The organism is Polynucleobacter wuianus, assembly GCF_001659725.1.
GTDB lineage: Bacteria > Pseudomonadota > Gammaproteobacteria > Burkholderiales > Burkholderiaceae > Polynucleobacter > Polynucleobacter wuianus.
Map to the genome: position 1 here is coordinate 116,815 of NZ_CP015922.1, position 12,497 is coordinate 129,311.

Annotated in this window: 15 protein-coding genes and 1 tRNA gene; 10 read left to right on the forward strand and 6 right to left on the reverse strand. The window is 41.5% G+C overall.

Translation table 11 applies throughout. The features are described 5' to 3' along the window. Positions 1 to 8: 8 nt before the first annotated feature. A complete protein-coding gene (gene mscL, locus A8O14_RS00660) occupies positions 9 to 431 on the reverse strand; it encodes a large conductance mechanosensitive channel protein MscL (RefSeq protein WP_068947748.1) in 423 nt (140 codons plus the stop codon). A gap of 137 nt (positions 432 to 568) precedes the next feature. On the opposite strand from mscL, the gene petA reads away from it, so the two are divergent. From petA to A8O14_RS00695, 7 genes are all read left to right on the forward strand, one after another. Then, positions 569 to 1,171, forward strand: a complete 603-nt coding sequence (gene petA / locus A8O14_RS00665) for a ubiquinol-cytochrome c reductase iron-sulfur subunit (protein WP_068947749.1) — start codon at positions 569 to 571, stop codon at positions 1,169 to 1,171. Positions 1,172 to 1,194: 23 nt separating this feature from the next. Next, the gene (locus A8O14_RS00670; RefSeq protein WP_068947750.1) at positions 1,195 to 2,595 is read left to right on the forward strand and encodes a cytochrome b; all 1,401 of its coding nucleotides are present in this window, start codon (positions 1,195 to 1,197) and stop codon (positions 2,593 to 2,595) included. Between the two features lie 40 nt (positions 2,596 to 2,635). Continuing rightward, positions 2,636 to 3,409, forward strand: coding sequence for a cytochrome c1 (locus tag A8O14_RS00675; RefSeq protein WP_068947751.1), 774 nt, complete (start codon positions 2,636 to 2,638; stop codon positions 3,407 to 3,409). A gap of 95 nt (positions 3,410 to 3,504) precedes the next feature. Continuing rightward, positions 3,505 to 4,116 carry a glutathione S-transferase N-terminal domain-containing protein gene (locus A8O14_RS00680; protein WP_068320223.1) on the forward strand — a complete coding sequence of 204 codons (612 nt, stop codon included), beginning with the start codon at positions 3,505 to 3,507 and terminating at the stop codon, positions 4,114 to 4,116. 29 nt (positions 4,117 to 4,145) lie between these two features. After that, a complete protein-coding gene (locus A8O14_RS00685) occupies positions 4,146 to 4,553 on the forward strand; it encodes a ClpXP protease specificity-enhancing factor (RefSeq protein WP_068947752.1) in 408 nt (135 codons plus the stop codon). A gap of 53 nt (positions 4,554 to 4,606) precedes the next feature. After that, entirely contained in the window at positions 4,607 to 5,230 is a 624-nt protein-coding gene (locus A8O14_RS00690) for an FkbM family methyltransferase (protein ID WP_228385084.1), read from the forward strand. A gap of 41 nt (positions 5,231 to 5,271) precedes the next feature. After that, positions 5,272 to 5,347, forward strand: a tRNA-Thr gene (locus A8O14_RS00695). Positions 5,348 to 5,393: 46 nt separating this feature from the next. On the opposite strand, the gene A8O14_RS00700 is transcribed toward A8O14_RS00695, so the two are convergent. Continuing rightward, on the reverse strand, positions 5,394 to 6,284 hold the full coding sequence (locus A8O14_RS00700) for a hypothetical protein (protein ID WP_068947754.1): 891 nt from the start codon (positions 6,282 to 6,284) through the stop codon (positions 5,394 to 5,396). A 45-nt stretch (positions 6,285 to 6,329) separates the two neighbouring features. Then, complete coding sequence (locus A8O14_RS00705) at positions 6,330 to 7,151, reverse strand: hypothetical protein (protein ID WP_068947755.1); 822 nt, start codon at positions 7,149 to 7,151, stop codon at positions 6,330 to 6,332. Between the two features lie 63 nt (positions 7,152 to 7,214). On the opposite strand from A8O14_RS00705, the gene A8O14_RS00710 reads away from it, so the two are divergent. From A8O14_RS00710 to A8O14_RS00720, 3 genes are all read left to right on the forward strand, one after another. Next, positions 7,215 to 7,925: a hypothetical protein gene (locus A8O14_RS00710; protein ID WP_068947756.1), complete on the forward strand. Its 711-nt coding sequence runs from the start codon at positions 7,215 to 7,217 to the stop codon at positions 7,923 to 7,925. 162 nt (positions 7,926 to 8,087) lie between these two features. Next, a complete protein-coding gene (locus A8O14_RS00715) occupies positions 8,088 to 8,621 on the forward strand; it encodes a glycosyltransferase family protein (RefSeq protein WP_228385085.1) in 534 nt (177 codons plus the stop codon). A 10-nt stretch (positions 8,622 to 8,631) separates the two neighbouring features. Next, positions 8,632 to 9,528 (forward strand): glycosyltransferase family 47 protein, encoded by an 897-nt coding sequence (locus A8O14_RS00720; protein ID WP_068947758.1) that lies wholly within the window; start codon positions 8,632 to 8,634, stop codon positions 9,526 to 9,528. 2 nt (positions 9,529 to 9,530) lie between these two features. On the opposite strand, the gene A8O14_RS00725 is transcribed toward A8O14_RS00720, so the two are convergent. Genes A8O14_RS00725 through grxD form a run of 3 tightly spaced genes read right to left on the reverse strand, consistent with a single transcriptional unit; the run spans position 9,531 to position 12,475 of the window. After that, positions 9,531 to 10,859, reverse strand: a complete 1,329-nt coding sequence (locus tag A8O14_RS00725) for an MFS transporter (protein WP_068947759.1) — start codon at positions 10,857 to 10,859, stop codon at positions 9,531 to 9,533. A 20-nt stretch (positions 10,860 to 10,879) separates the two neighbouring features. Beyond that, entirely contained in the window at positions 10,880 to 12,154 is a 1,275-nt protein-coding gene (gene rmuC, locus A8O14_RS00730) for a DNA recombination protein RmuC (RefSeq protein ID WP_068947760.1), read from the reverse strand. A 12-nt stretch (positions 12,155 to 12,166) separates the two neighbouring features. Further along, a complete protein-coding gene (gene grxD / locus A8O14_RS00735; RefSeq protein ID WP_068947761.1) occupies positions 12,167 to 12,475 on the reverse strand; it encodes a Grx4 family monothiol glutaredoxin in 309 nt (102 codons plus the stop codon). Between the last annotated feature and the right edge of the window lie 22 nt (positions 12,476 to 12,497).

Here is a 12,497-nt window from a genome sequence, read left to right on the forward strand (position 1 = left end):
CCGACTTTTTATTTTTTAAGACTGTCGCGAATTTCGCGTAACAGCACAATATTCTCTGGCTCTGGAGGCGGCGGCGGAGAGTCTAACAAGCGGACTTTATTAACTACTTTTACCATTTGAAAAATGACAAAAGCTAGCAGGATAAAGTTGATCGAGATGGTAATGAAGTTTCCATAAGCAAAGATCGGCACTCCAGCCTTTTTCAGGGCATCGTAAGTTCTGGGTACTCCTTCAGGAGCGTCCCCTAAAACAATAAAAAGGTTGGTGAAATCAATATGCCCCCCTAAAAGGGTGGAAATTACTGGCATGACGACGTCATTTACCAGGGAGTCCACGATTTTCCCAAAGGCGCCGCCAATAATGACGCCCACTGCCAAATCGATCACATTCCCCTTAACCGCAAAGTCCCGAAATTCCTTTAAAACGCCCATAAATACTCCCTTTTTTGACCAAATCCTGATTAACCCGAGATTAACCCCATAACTTTCTTGCTTACCCTACTTTTTACTTTAAAATCCTACCTTTAAGCAATTTCCACCCATAAATACCCTTTCTAGGAATTTTGTAAATGAGTGACAAGCCCTGTATGGACAAGGATCGCCGTAATTGGCTGATCGCCACATCCGCAGTAGGTGGCGTAGGTGCGGCAGCAGCCCTTTACCCTTTTGTTGATAGTTTTGAGCCATCTGAGCGCGCAAAAGCTGCTGGCGCTGCTGTTGAAATCGATATCACTGGGATGCAGCCAGATGAAATGAGAACAGTAGAGTGGCGCGGTAAGCCGGTTTGGGTGGTGCGTCGCACTCCTGAACAAGTTGCTGAATTGTCAAAGATCGATAATGAATTGGCTGATCCGAATTCATTGCGTGATCCAACTGCGCTGACCCCTCCGTATGCGCAAAACCAATGGCGCTCAATTAAACCTGAGTACTTAGTAGTAGTGGGTATTTGCACCCATTTAGGTTGCTCTCCAAACGCTAAATTTGAGGCAGGACCTCAGCCTTCTCTGCCAAATACTTGGCCAGGCGGTTTTCTTTGCCCATGTCATGGTTCCACTTTTGACATGGCTGGCCGAGTATTTAAGAATAAGCCAGCTCCAGATAACCTTGAAGTACCACCACATATGTATTTGAGCGAAACCAAGATTTTGATCGGCGACGATAAGAAGGCTTAAAGAGATACTAAAGAGAGATCAATATGGCATTTCAAGAAAAACAAGTCCCAGCAGACGCTTCTGCAGCTCAAAAGTTAATGGCCTGGGTTGACTCGCGTCTACCAGTAACAGAAGCATTTAAGCGGCATATGAGCGAGTATTACGCGCCGAAAAATTTAAATTTCTTCTACATTTTTGGCGCATTGGCTATCGTAGTGTTGGTAAACCAGATACTGACTGGTATTTTCTTAACCATGAACTACAAGCCTGATGCTGCAAAGGCTTTTGAGTCAGTCGAATACATCATGCGCGAAGTTCCATGGGGTTGGATGATTCGCTATATGCACTCTACCGGTGCTTCTATGTTCTTTGTAGTGGTTTATATGCATATGTTCCGTGGTTTGATCTACGGCTCTTATCGCAAGCCACGTGAATTGATTTGGATTTTTGGTTGCGCAATTTTCTTGTGCTTGATGGGTGAAGCCTTCTTTGGTTACTTGCTTCCATGGGGTCAAATGTCCTATTGGGGCGCACAAGTGATTGTGAACTTGTTCTCTGCAATTCCATTTATTGGCCCAGATTTGTCTTTGTGGCTACGTGGCGACTATGTAGTGGGCGATGCAACTCTCAACCGCTTCTTTGCATTCCACGTGATTGCGATCCCATTGGTTTTGGTTGGTTTGGTTGCGGCACATATTTTGGCTCTGCATGAAGTGGGTTCAAACAATCCAGATGGTGTAGAAATTAAAGAGAACCTCGATGCGAATGGCCACCCAGTTGATGGCATTCCATTTCATCCCTTCTACAGTGTCCACGATGTGATGTATCTTGGGGGCTTCTTGCTAATCTTCGCGAGTATCGTATTTTTTGCTCCAGAGATGGGCGGATACTTCCTCGAAGCAAATAATTTTATCCCTGCAAACCCATTCCAAACCCCTCCGCATATTGCGCCAGTTTGGTACTTCACGCCGTTTTACTCAATGCTGCGTGCAACCACTTCCAACTTCTTATTGCCATTGTGGATTTTCTTGGCAGTGATTTTGGGTATGTTTGCTAAGACCACTAAAGACATCAAGATCAAGGGCGTTTGTGCTGCTATTGCCTTGGTATTGGCTGGTGGTTTCTTCCTGTTTGATGCGAAGTTCTGGGGCGTTGTGATCATGGGCGGTTCAGTCGTTATCATGTTCTTCCTGCCTTGGTTAGATAATTCTCCCGTGAAATCTATTCGCTATCGTCCACAGTTCCATAAATATATTTATGGTGTGTTTGTAGTGAGCTTTGTGATTTTGGGTTACTTGGGTATTCAACCACCATCACCAGTATTTGAAAAGATTTCTCAGGTTTGCACGATTTATTATCTGGGCTTTTTCTTGGCAATGCCGTTCTGGAGCAAGCTTGGTACTTTCAAGCCTGTTCCAACCCGCGTTACTTTTAAGTCCCATTAATTTAGCCTGAAATATCAGCAAAGAGAAATTAGGAACTAGTATGAAACGAATTCTGCAAACTTTGATGGGCGTCTGCCAAGCAACGTTAGTCGTTGTTGTCCTCGGTTTTGGCGTGACTGCCAACGCCAATGAAGGTGGCTTCCCATTGGATCAAGCCCCTGATCGGGTAAGTAAAAATGCTTCTTTGCAAAACGGTGCAAAGATTTTTGTGAACTATTGCTTAAACTGCCACGCAGCATCGAGCATGCGTTACAACCGTTTGCGCGATATTGGCTTGACTGATCAACAAATTAAAGACAACCTGATTCTGAATGACGCGAAGGTTGGTGACTTGATGACAGTCTCCATGACGCCAAAAGAAGCAAAGGCATGGTTTGGTAAGACTCCGCCGGACTTATCGGTTGAAGCCCGGGCTCGTGGAACAGACTGGCTCTACACATATTTCCGCACATTCTATAAAGACGACACTACTCAAACCGGCTGGAATAACTTGGTATACCCAAACGTTGGTATGCCACATGTACTCTGGCAGTTGCAGGGTGAGCGCGCTGCAAAGTTTGAGGAGCATAAAGATCCTCACGACGAAGGCAGAATGGAAAAGGTATTTGTAGGCTTTGAACAGCTTACCCCGGGCACAATGAAGCCCCAAGAGTACGACGATAATATCGCCGACTTAGTTGCCTTCATGTCATGGATGGCTGAGCCAGTTCAGTTGCAGCGTAAACGCCTTGGTGTTGTAGTTTTATTGTTCTTGGCAATATTCACGATCTTGGCTTGGCGCTTGAATAAGGCTTACTGGAAAGATATTCACTAAAAAATTACACGAGGTAAAGTGCCTCGTGTAATAGTAAAAGCCGCTTGTTGTTGTGCGTTTGTTGTATTGAAGTAGAAATTTAAGGAAATAAATTTATGATGGTGTTGTACTCGGGTACTAATTGCCCATTCTCGCAACGCTGCCGTTTGGTGCTTTTTGAAAAAGGCATGGATTTTGAAATCCGCGATGTTGACTTGTTTAATAAACCAGAAGATATCTCAGTAATGAACCCTTATGGCCAAGTGCCAATTTTGGTTGAGCGCGATTTAATTCTCTATGAATCAAATATCATTAACGAATATATTGATGAGCGCTTTCCTCATCCACAATTAATGCCGCCTGATCCAGTAGCACGCGCACGCGCACGCCTTTTCCTCTTTAATTTTGAGAAAGAGCTCTTTGTTCATGTTGCTGCCTTAGAGAACGAAAAAGGCAAAGCTGCAGAGAAGGTTCATGAAAAAGCACGTTTAGCTATTCGTGACCGCTTAACTCAGTTGGCACCAATTTTTGTTAAAAATAAGTACATGCTCGGCGATGAGTTTTCCATGCTCGATGTGGCGATTGCCCCGCTGTTATGGCGTCTTGAGCACTATGGCATCGATCTCTCGCGTAATGCTGCAGCCCTATTGAAATATGCTGAGCGTATTTTCAGCAGACCAGCTTACATTGAAGCCTTGACTCCATCTGAAAAGGTAATGCGCCGCTAAGTAGTTCTAGCGGTTCATTTTGAGTCGGCATGTCTGACGTCCCAAGCAACAAGCCCTACCTAATCCGTGCTCTACATCAGTGGTGCACGGATTTTGGTTTTACGCCCTTTATAGCGGTATTCGTCGATGGAAGGGTTGAAGTGCCAATGGAATTTGTGAAAAACGACGAGATCGTTTTAAACCTATCCTTAGAGGCTTGTCATCAGCTGCAGATGGATAACGATTGGATAAGCTTTCAGGCGCGATTTGGGGGGATTCCTAGGAAAATTATGGTTCCTGTTAGCCATGTTCTGGCAATTTATGCTCGGGAGAATGGCCAGGGGATGTCATTCCCTTTTGATCCTGTCCAAGCGAGAGCTTTGCATGCAGTGGATGTAAATGAATATGGATCAGAACAGCCAAAAACCCCGAGACCATCTTTAAAGATTGTGAAATAGTTGAGGACTAGTTAATGGGCCTATATGTCCAGGATGTTAAAAGATATTTTGGGTTGAATAACCTCGATGAGAAGCTTGAAAAATATCTAAATTACGATAATGGTTATTTTATAGAGTTAGGTGCCAACGATGGTGTGCATCAGTCCAATACTTTATATTACGAAAAATATCGAGGATGGGGTGGGATACTCGTAGAGCCAACCTTGCATAATTATTTATTGTGTCGACAGAACCGGTCAGCTAAAAATAAGTTTTTTTGTAATGCCTGCACATCTTTTGAATATGAAGAAAAATTTGTAGAAATAATTTACTCTAATTTGATGTCGATACCGCTGGGTTTGGAAACTGACATAGTAGATCCAACTGGTCACGCAAAGGAAGGCAAGCAATTTTTACAATCATTTGAAGAAAATGTAAGTTTTGGCGCAGTTGCAAAAACCCTAAATCAAATAATGCTAGATGCACAGGCGCCAAAGATGATCGATTTCCTTTCACTAGATGTTGAGGGTGCGGAGATTGAGGTGCTAAAAGGTATAGATCATCATCAATATAAGTTTAAATTTATGTGTATTGAGAGCAGAAGTTTTGATAGATTGAACGAATACTTGACGAGTAACGGCTATGTTTTTGTTGAAGGTTTGTCGCACTGGGACTATCTTTTTGCCTTGAAAAAGTAGTTTGACCCTAGGCATAAAAAATAGGCTAAAATACTACCGTTGCCCCTTTAGCTCATCTGGTAGAGCAACTGATTTGTAATCAGTAGGTGGTCTGTTCGAGTCGGACAAGGGGCACCAAAATTGATGGGCTTGTAGCTTTTGCTACAAGCCCATTTTCATTTGGTTAATCAAAGAAATCATGCATTGACATAATTCCAAGGTTAGAGGTTTTGTCTGCTAGGGTATCGTCATTGACCCAATTAAAGTAGCTGGATAGTTTGGTTGGGAAAGCCTTGTTTGCTTGCAGGCGACCCCAATCTGAAATGGCATCTTTATAGCCATAGTATTTTTCTTTAAAGCGTAGTTGATTCTCATCAACATAAGCTAAGTGCCTGAAAACTAATCCATTAGCTTCCGTTTCTTGGTGTGAAAATATACCTCGATTTCGGACGACCTTAATTTCGCCACTAAATGTTTTCTCTACAAGTGTGGGTGGCTCATGTGATGCCCATCGAAAGTGCGGTAAAAATCGCCAAGTTCTTTCCCATTCAAATGCTGGATTGTTTGCATAACCGCCTCTGGTGCTAATTACTATATCTCGGCCGACAAAATACTCACACCAATAAAATGCCGAGAATTTATTAGGGTTATTTATGAATAGTTGGTACGCGTTATTCATCTGGGTTGTGGACCAGAACTCATCAACATCAATTTGCCACAGCAAAGATTCTTCGATTATGAAAGGAAGCGGAGCGTTAACCATTTCTTTTTTTCCATTCCAAAACTCCCCTTTCAATTTTCTGTAGATGGAAATTTGTGTTGGGTATTTTTCTTTAAGGGAGTTAATATATTCCGAAGTGCCGTCAATGGAAAGCCCATCTTTGTGAAAACTACTGTCAATTTCTCCACCATTAGCAATAGACCAAGATGTATCATTTTTGAGGTCAGCAACTCCCTCAATAATATGCCAATGCCATGCTGGGCTTATCTTTGAAAATCTTTCAATATGCTTCTCGATAAAGGGCATGCCATTGAGGACAATAGTAAAAAAATGTATTTTTAAATCCTTCGCCATAATATTTTTTTAAACTGTTATTGACATCTTTTAATTACGATAAATTTAAGATTTTGAGGCTAAAAATGCAGCTTTGAGAGGTTCCGAGTGATCCGTAAAATCTGTATTAATCAATGCAGGGTTTATAAAAATCTTGCCACCATTTTCTGTTATGGATTTATGAAGAGACACATGCTCACAAATTTCATTGCCATTACCGTCTAATCCCACATACTGTCCATGATTCAAATAAGAGCGCAAATATACTGCAAGTCCTCCGAAAGATGATTGAACCTCCAGCCAATCTGATTTTGGCTCAATAAAGATCATTTTTGAATAAATTGCAGAGAATTTTGCTGGATTTTCATGAAGACCATGATTAACTAAAAAATAGAATTGCCTCCAGCAATCTGCAGGACACCACTCAAAATGCCTTAACGCCCAAATATCATAGTAGGGACCACTCTGATTTGCAGTACATACCGCCCAATTACTTTTATCAAAACAGCTTCTTACGCCTTGTGGAGTGAGTTGGGAGTTATTCCTATCAAAATCTATTACCGCAACATAATTTATGCCTAAGTATTCTGGCTTATTTCTTAGTTCATCTAAATAAATATTACGTAAGTAGGCTAGCCTAGCAGTTCTCTTTGGAATGATATTTTCTAGATTGCCAAGAGAGAGGAATTTGAAATTTCTTATTTTATTTTGAAGTCTATTTAAAGTACCAATGGTGTCATCGATACTATCAGACTCTATTAACAGCCAACTGACCTCATCAAATTCCCCGAAAGCAGTGCCTACCTGCCGAATTTCTTCTGAAAGGCTGCTGGCTAAATTTCTGACAAGTCCAGTAATAAGTAATTTATTGCCATTATTATTTTGCATATAGTTTGGCTATTTTTAGCATGGTAAAATCAGTTTACGTTATTAACTTTACATTATGCTCAAGTGAAAAAAATTCTTTTGTTTCAAGTTTTTGATTGCAAGGATCAAGCTCGGGCACTAGAGTTTGATCAGTGTGTTAGACATAATTTAGAACTTGGATTCGATGAGATTATCATATTTAACGATAATGTTCCTCCAAGGTATTTCGGCAAAAATATTCGTAACATTGAAGTTGATAAGAGGCTTACCTACAAAGATTTTATAGAGCTAGCGCAGAGCCCTAAAAATTATGGTAATTTTCTGGTGCTAATCAACACAGATATAAAACTCGATAAAAAGATGTTTGAGCTTGAGCGGATTCTTGGTGAAAAGACATTAATTGCGTTGGCTCGATATGAGGTAGGTGATCGATTGGCGGATATGCCATGGTGTACTCAGGATGTGTGGGTCCTTGTCGGACAGCCGATACCCAAAAGTATATTGTTCCAGTCAGACATTCCCCTTGGGGTTCCTGGTTGTGAGCTTAGGTTTTCTGAATTAATGTTCAATGTGGGTTTTCAAGTTTTTAATCCTTGCATGGACATTAAAAATCTACACGTACATAAGAATCAAGTTCCCCATTCCGATGAGAATCGCGTATTCGGTGCTTATTTATTCACCCCAGCTTGTGGCCTAAATGATGTTTTTAATAAATCTGCAAATGCTTGGCCTATACCTCATTATCTAACAAGCTTTGTACCCAAGCTTTTCACAATGCAGGAATGTAAAGATTAAAAGGCAATTAACACTTATATGTCCAGAGGAATAATCTCAATTTACTGGGGCGATGAGTCCAAGCTTCCAATCGAGCGTTTAAAGACCTCGTTAAAAAAGTTTCATCCAAATCTTCCGCATGAGATTATAAAAGTAGATGCTCCTAGTGGAGATGCTAGCAGCTTGAACAAAAAAGCTGCAATGCTGGATCTCTCGCCTTTTGATGAAACACTCTTTTTAGATCTTGATACCGTGGTGCTGGGAAATCTTGACTTTGGTTTTGAGAAAGCAAAGCAATTTGGCTTGGCAATAGCCATTTGTGAGTCACCCTGGGGTAAAAGGTACCCTGCAATATTTAATGGTGATGAAGTTGAATACAACACTGGCGTGATCTTTTTTTCAAAAAAAGCAAAAGTTGTGTTTGATAAGTGGAAAGAATTAGCTTCATCTATTGACTCGTCACATGTTGGGGTTCATCAGCAGGGCTTATATAAAATGCCTGCTAATGATCAAGGGTCTTTTGCTCTAGCAGTAGAGTCAACAAAATTTAATCCTTTTGTGTTGCCGCTAAACTGGAATTTTCGCCCACAGTGGCATCGAAGTTTTTTTGGTCCAATAAAGGTTTGGCATGACTATTCAGATCCTCCAGCTTTCTTTGATGAATTGAATACTTACTACCAAAATGCGGATTCAGTGATTCAATACCACCAAGGTTAGATTTATTTCGATGAGAAATATACAAATCATTAGCACTCCTGACACTCTCAATTCGGCCCTAGAGACTTGGTTTATTCAGAATGATCTTTTTGCTGGCGCCCCCTATAGCCTTGGCCTAAACCCTGCCTTATTGGGCGACTCAGCTATTGTTTATTTAGAGCTTAACCAGATTAATGTTGACCTAATCCGCCACATTAAATCACTTGGCAATAAAGTGGTTCTTTATCACATGGGTGGTGAACGGCTTGATAAAGATATTTCAGCATACGCTGAGTGTGACCTTGTCATCCGGAACTATTATTTTCCGAGCGTTATTAATTCTTCTGAAATTGGAAAAAAGATTTTATGGGCTCCAAATGGATTTAGAACTGGTGTTGGCCCACGAAATAAAACTGTGCTGAAGAAGGCTTCGCAGCGACAATGTCTTTCTGCGTTTCTTGGATGGATCAGTAACTCGGCCTCCTATAACAATGAGCGTGCAACCTTTGCTGGTCCAGCAGCAGCTTGTGGCGAGAATTTATACGTGATGCCATCTAATGGGTTTGCTGGCGGTTATAACGTTGGTTTGTACTCTGCAATTATGGAAGATAGCATTTTCGCACCATGCCCTTCAGGAAACAATCCTGAAACAATTCGTTTATATGATGCATTAGAAATGGGCTGTATTCCTATTTCACTATCGCATGATTTTTTATTATCTCGAGATGCACTAGCCATGATTGGACCCGTTCCATTTCCTCTTCTCGGGGCCTGGTCTGAATTACCTCAATTCTTAGATCAAATGAAGTTAAAGGCTATAAATAATCCTAGTGAAATACTTGGACTTCAGCAACGCTGCATTGATTGGTGGGCAAACTTTAAAATGAATATGCAGCAAAAAATTACTAAACATATTGATGCTTTATAAAGCTACTTAGATAGATTTACTATTTTTGTTTCTGGTAAATATAACAAAGCCATAAACCCGGCTACCCCAAGAAAAAGTGTTGGATACCAAAGTCCTGCGAGGCTATTTCCCCATATTTGATTTAACCAAGTAACAATGAGTGGCAGCAGGCCTCCGATCCAACCTGCTGCCAAGTTATGGGGAAGTGTGGCTGCGCTATTTCTATTTTTGGCAGGAAAAAGTTCTGCAAGAAGGGCAGTTTGTGGCCCGATTACGAGTCCGAGAGATAGAGAAAGAATAGTCAATATCAAGCCCATTCCCAGGAGTGCGCTAATTGCATGTGATTCGGTATATTCAGCGCCAAGTGTTTGAAGCATTTGAAATGCTGGATATATAAATATTGCCCCAAGAAAAATTCCACCCAATACAACAGGCTTTCGATCAATTCGATCTGATAACCATCCCGCAAAAATCGTAAACGGAAAAAGTGTAAGCGTTGCAAAGATGCTTAATTGATCAACTAATGCCGGATTGAGCTTCACAGAACTTTTTAAAAAGATTGCTGTGTATACCTGTACACAGAAAAATAGAATTGCTCCGCTAGATGAGATGCAAAAAAATAAGATAAACATTCTTTTGCGAATTTCTGCATCTCTAAAATTATTAATTAGCTGCGATTCATTTTTTTTATATTGTTTAGAAAGCTCTAAAAATACAGGCGTTTCTTCTAGTGATCTGCGCATATAGACTGCAGTCATTAAAAGCAATAGCGAAATCCAAAATGGTATACGCCAGCCCCATGACTGAAATTCTTGGGAGGATAACCATTGTTGTAGGAAGGCAACTTGTAGTGTTGATACCAAAATTCCAAGCGGACCCATTAACTGCAAGAAGCTCGTTTTAAATCCCCTACGCTCGTTACCGGCATGTTCTGTGAGATAGATGGCGCTACCGCCAATCTCACCGCCAGCAGAAAGGCCCTGAAGTAAGCGTAAGCTAACTAAAAGAATAGGTGCCCAAATGCCAATTTGTGTATAGGTCGGTAAAAATCCTACGCTGACAGTTGCCAGACCCATTAATGTAATGGTGATCATGAAGACGGGTTTGCGACCTATACGATCCCCTAAAGATCCAAATAAGGCCGATCCAATAGGTCTGACTACCATTCCAACACCAAAAGTCGCTAGGCTCGCTAAAAGACCCATATTTGGATCATTGGAAGGAAAAAATAAAGGACCAAGAACCACTGCCAATGTCGCAAAAGTGAGAAAGTCATACCACTCCAAAAAAGTTCCAAAGCAAGCTGCAATGGCTACTTTTCTGTAATGCTTCGCGCTTCCGATGTCATCCATCGTTTTTTAGGCGGCTCAATTTATTCCGAGTCAGCTGAAGAGTCAATTAAGGATGCAGATAGATTCTTGCTTGGTTTAACACCAAGCTCACGTACCTTCTCGGCAGAGCGAATGAGATTACCTTTACCGGTCTTCAGCTTGTTAAAGGCATCGTGATAGCTAGTCTGAGCTTGATCCAAACGCTGACCCAGTTTTTCAAGATCATCTACAAAGCCTACAAACTTATCATAGAGACTGCCGCATTGTTTCGCAATTTCTAAAGCATTGCGATTTTGATGATCTTGTCTCCATAAATGAGCAACAGTACGTAGCGTGGCCATTAAGGTGCTTGGGCATACCAATACGATATTTTTAGCTAAGGCTTCTTGATAAAGATTTGGAGCGGTTTTAAGGGCCAGCAAGAATGCAGGCTCAATTGGAACGAACATAAGTACAAAGTCCACAGAGCCAACACCATAAAGAGAGCTATAGTTCTTGCTTGATAGGCCTTGTATATGTTGACGTAATGATTGAATATGGGCCGCTAACTCACGCTCTGCGGTATCCGAGTCAGTTGTTTCGGCATGACGGGCATAAGCAGTGATGGACACCTTGCTATCAACTATTAAACTTCTGCCTTCAGGAAGTTTAATGACTACGTCGGGCTGTAGGCGTGAACCATCAGCTTGTGTATGACTATCCTGCACTAAATATTCTTCGCCCTTACGTAGACCTGAAGACTCAAGAATAGACTCCAGTACTAGCTCACCCCAGTTACCTTGAACCTTAGAGTCGCCTTTTAATGCCTGCGTTAAAGAGCGTGTCTCATCAGACATACGTAAGTTCAGATTAGCAAGACGTTCAATTTCGCTTTTGAGGGCGAATCGCTCTCGAGCTTCATTGTCATAAGAGTTATTGACCTGCTCTTTAAACTCTGTGAGCTTGATTTGTAATGGCCTTAAGAGGGCATCAAGGCTCGCTACATTTTGCTCTGTGAAGCGCTTGGATTTATCTTCCAGAATTTCATTGGCCAAGTTTTTGAATTGACTAGTAAGAGCCTCTTTAGCTTCATTGAGTGACTGAATCCGTCCGAGCCCTTGCTTACGCTCTGAATCGAGCTCAGCTTCAAGGCGAATGGCATTTTGTAAGGCTTGATCACGTTCAGCCCTAAGCCCCACAGTTAAAGCACTTTCAGCTTCAACTTGGAATTCAGCCCGCGCAAGGCTAGAGCGCAAATTTAGCGCATAAACCAAAAGGCCTGCACACAATCCCAGTGGCAGGCCAAATAGCAGAAGGGAGCTTAAATCAAATGTCACTAGGCTAAAAAATTAGGCTTTAACTAACTTCTGCAGTTCGCCAGATTGGAACATCTCAGTCATGATATCTGAGCCGCCAATGAATTCACCATTGATATAGAGCTGCGGAATAGTTGGCCAATTCGCATACTCCTTAATTCCTTGGCGAATCGCGGCATCTTCCAATACGTTCACAGTATGTAGTTTCTCAACACCACTAGCGCGAAGAATATTGACTGCATTACCTGAGAATCCGCACTGAGGGAACTGGGCAGTACCCTTCATAAACAATACAACTGGATGGCTGGTAACGATTTCTTTAATTTGAGCTTGAGTATCCATAGATTCTTTCTAGAAAACGGTA

Excerpts from the sequence above, each read along its gene's own strand:
- mscL (WP_068947748.1), bottom strand. The coding sequence starts at position 431 with ATGGGCGTTTTAAAGGAATTTCGGGACTTTGCGGTTAAGGGGAATGTG.
- petA (WP_068947749.1), top strand. The coding sequence starts at position 569 with ATGAGTGACAAGCCCTGTATGGACAAGGATCGCCGTAATTGGCTGATC.
- A8O14_RS00670 (WP_068947750.1), top strand. The coding sequence starts at position 1,195 with ATGGCATTTCAAGAAAAACAAGTCCCAGCAGACGCTTCTGCAGCTCAA.
- A8O14_RS00675 (WP_068947751.1), top strand. The coding sequence starts at position 2,636 with ATGAAACGAATTCTGCAAACTTTGATGGGCGTCTGCCAAGCAACGTTA.
- A8O14_RS00680 (WP_068320223.1), top strand. The coding sequence starts at position 3,505 with ATGATGGTGTTGTACTCGGGTACTAATTGCCCATTCTCGCAACGCTGC.
- A8O14_RS00685 (WP_068947752.1), top strand. The coding sequence starts at position 4,146 with ATGTCTGACGTCCCAAGCAACAAGCCCTACCTAATCCGTGCTCTACAT.
- A8O14_RS00700 (WP_068947754.1), bottom strand. The coding sequence starts at position 6,284 with ATGGCGAAGGATTTAAAAATACATTTTTTTACTATTGTCCTCAATGGC.
- A8O14_RS00705 (WP_068947755.1), bottom strand. The coding sequence starts at position 7,151 with ATGCAAAATAATAATGGCAATAAATTACTTATTACTGGACTTGTCAGA.
- A8O14_RS00720 (WP_068947758.1), top strand. The coding sequence starts at position 8,632 with ATGAGAAATATACAAATCATTAGCACTCCTGACACTCTCAATTCGGCC.
- A8O14_RS00725 (WP_068947759.1), bottom strand. The coding sequence starts at position 10,859 with ATGGATGACATCGGAAGCGCGAAGCATTACAGAAAAGTAGCCATTGCA.
- grxD (WP_068947761.1), bottom strand. The coding sequence starts at position 12,475 with ATGGATACTCAAGCTCAAATTAAAGAAATCGTTACCAGCCATCCAGTT.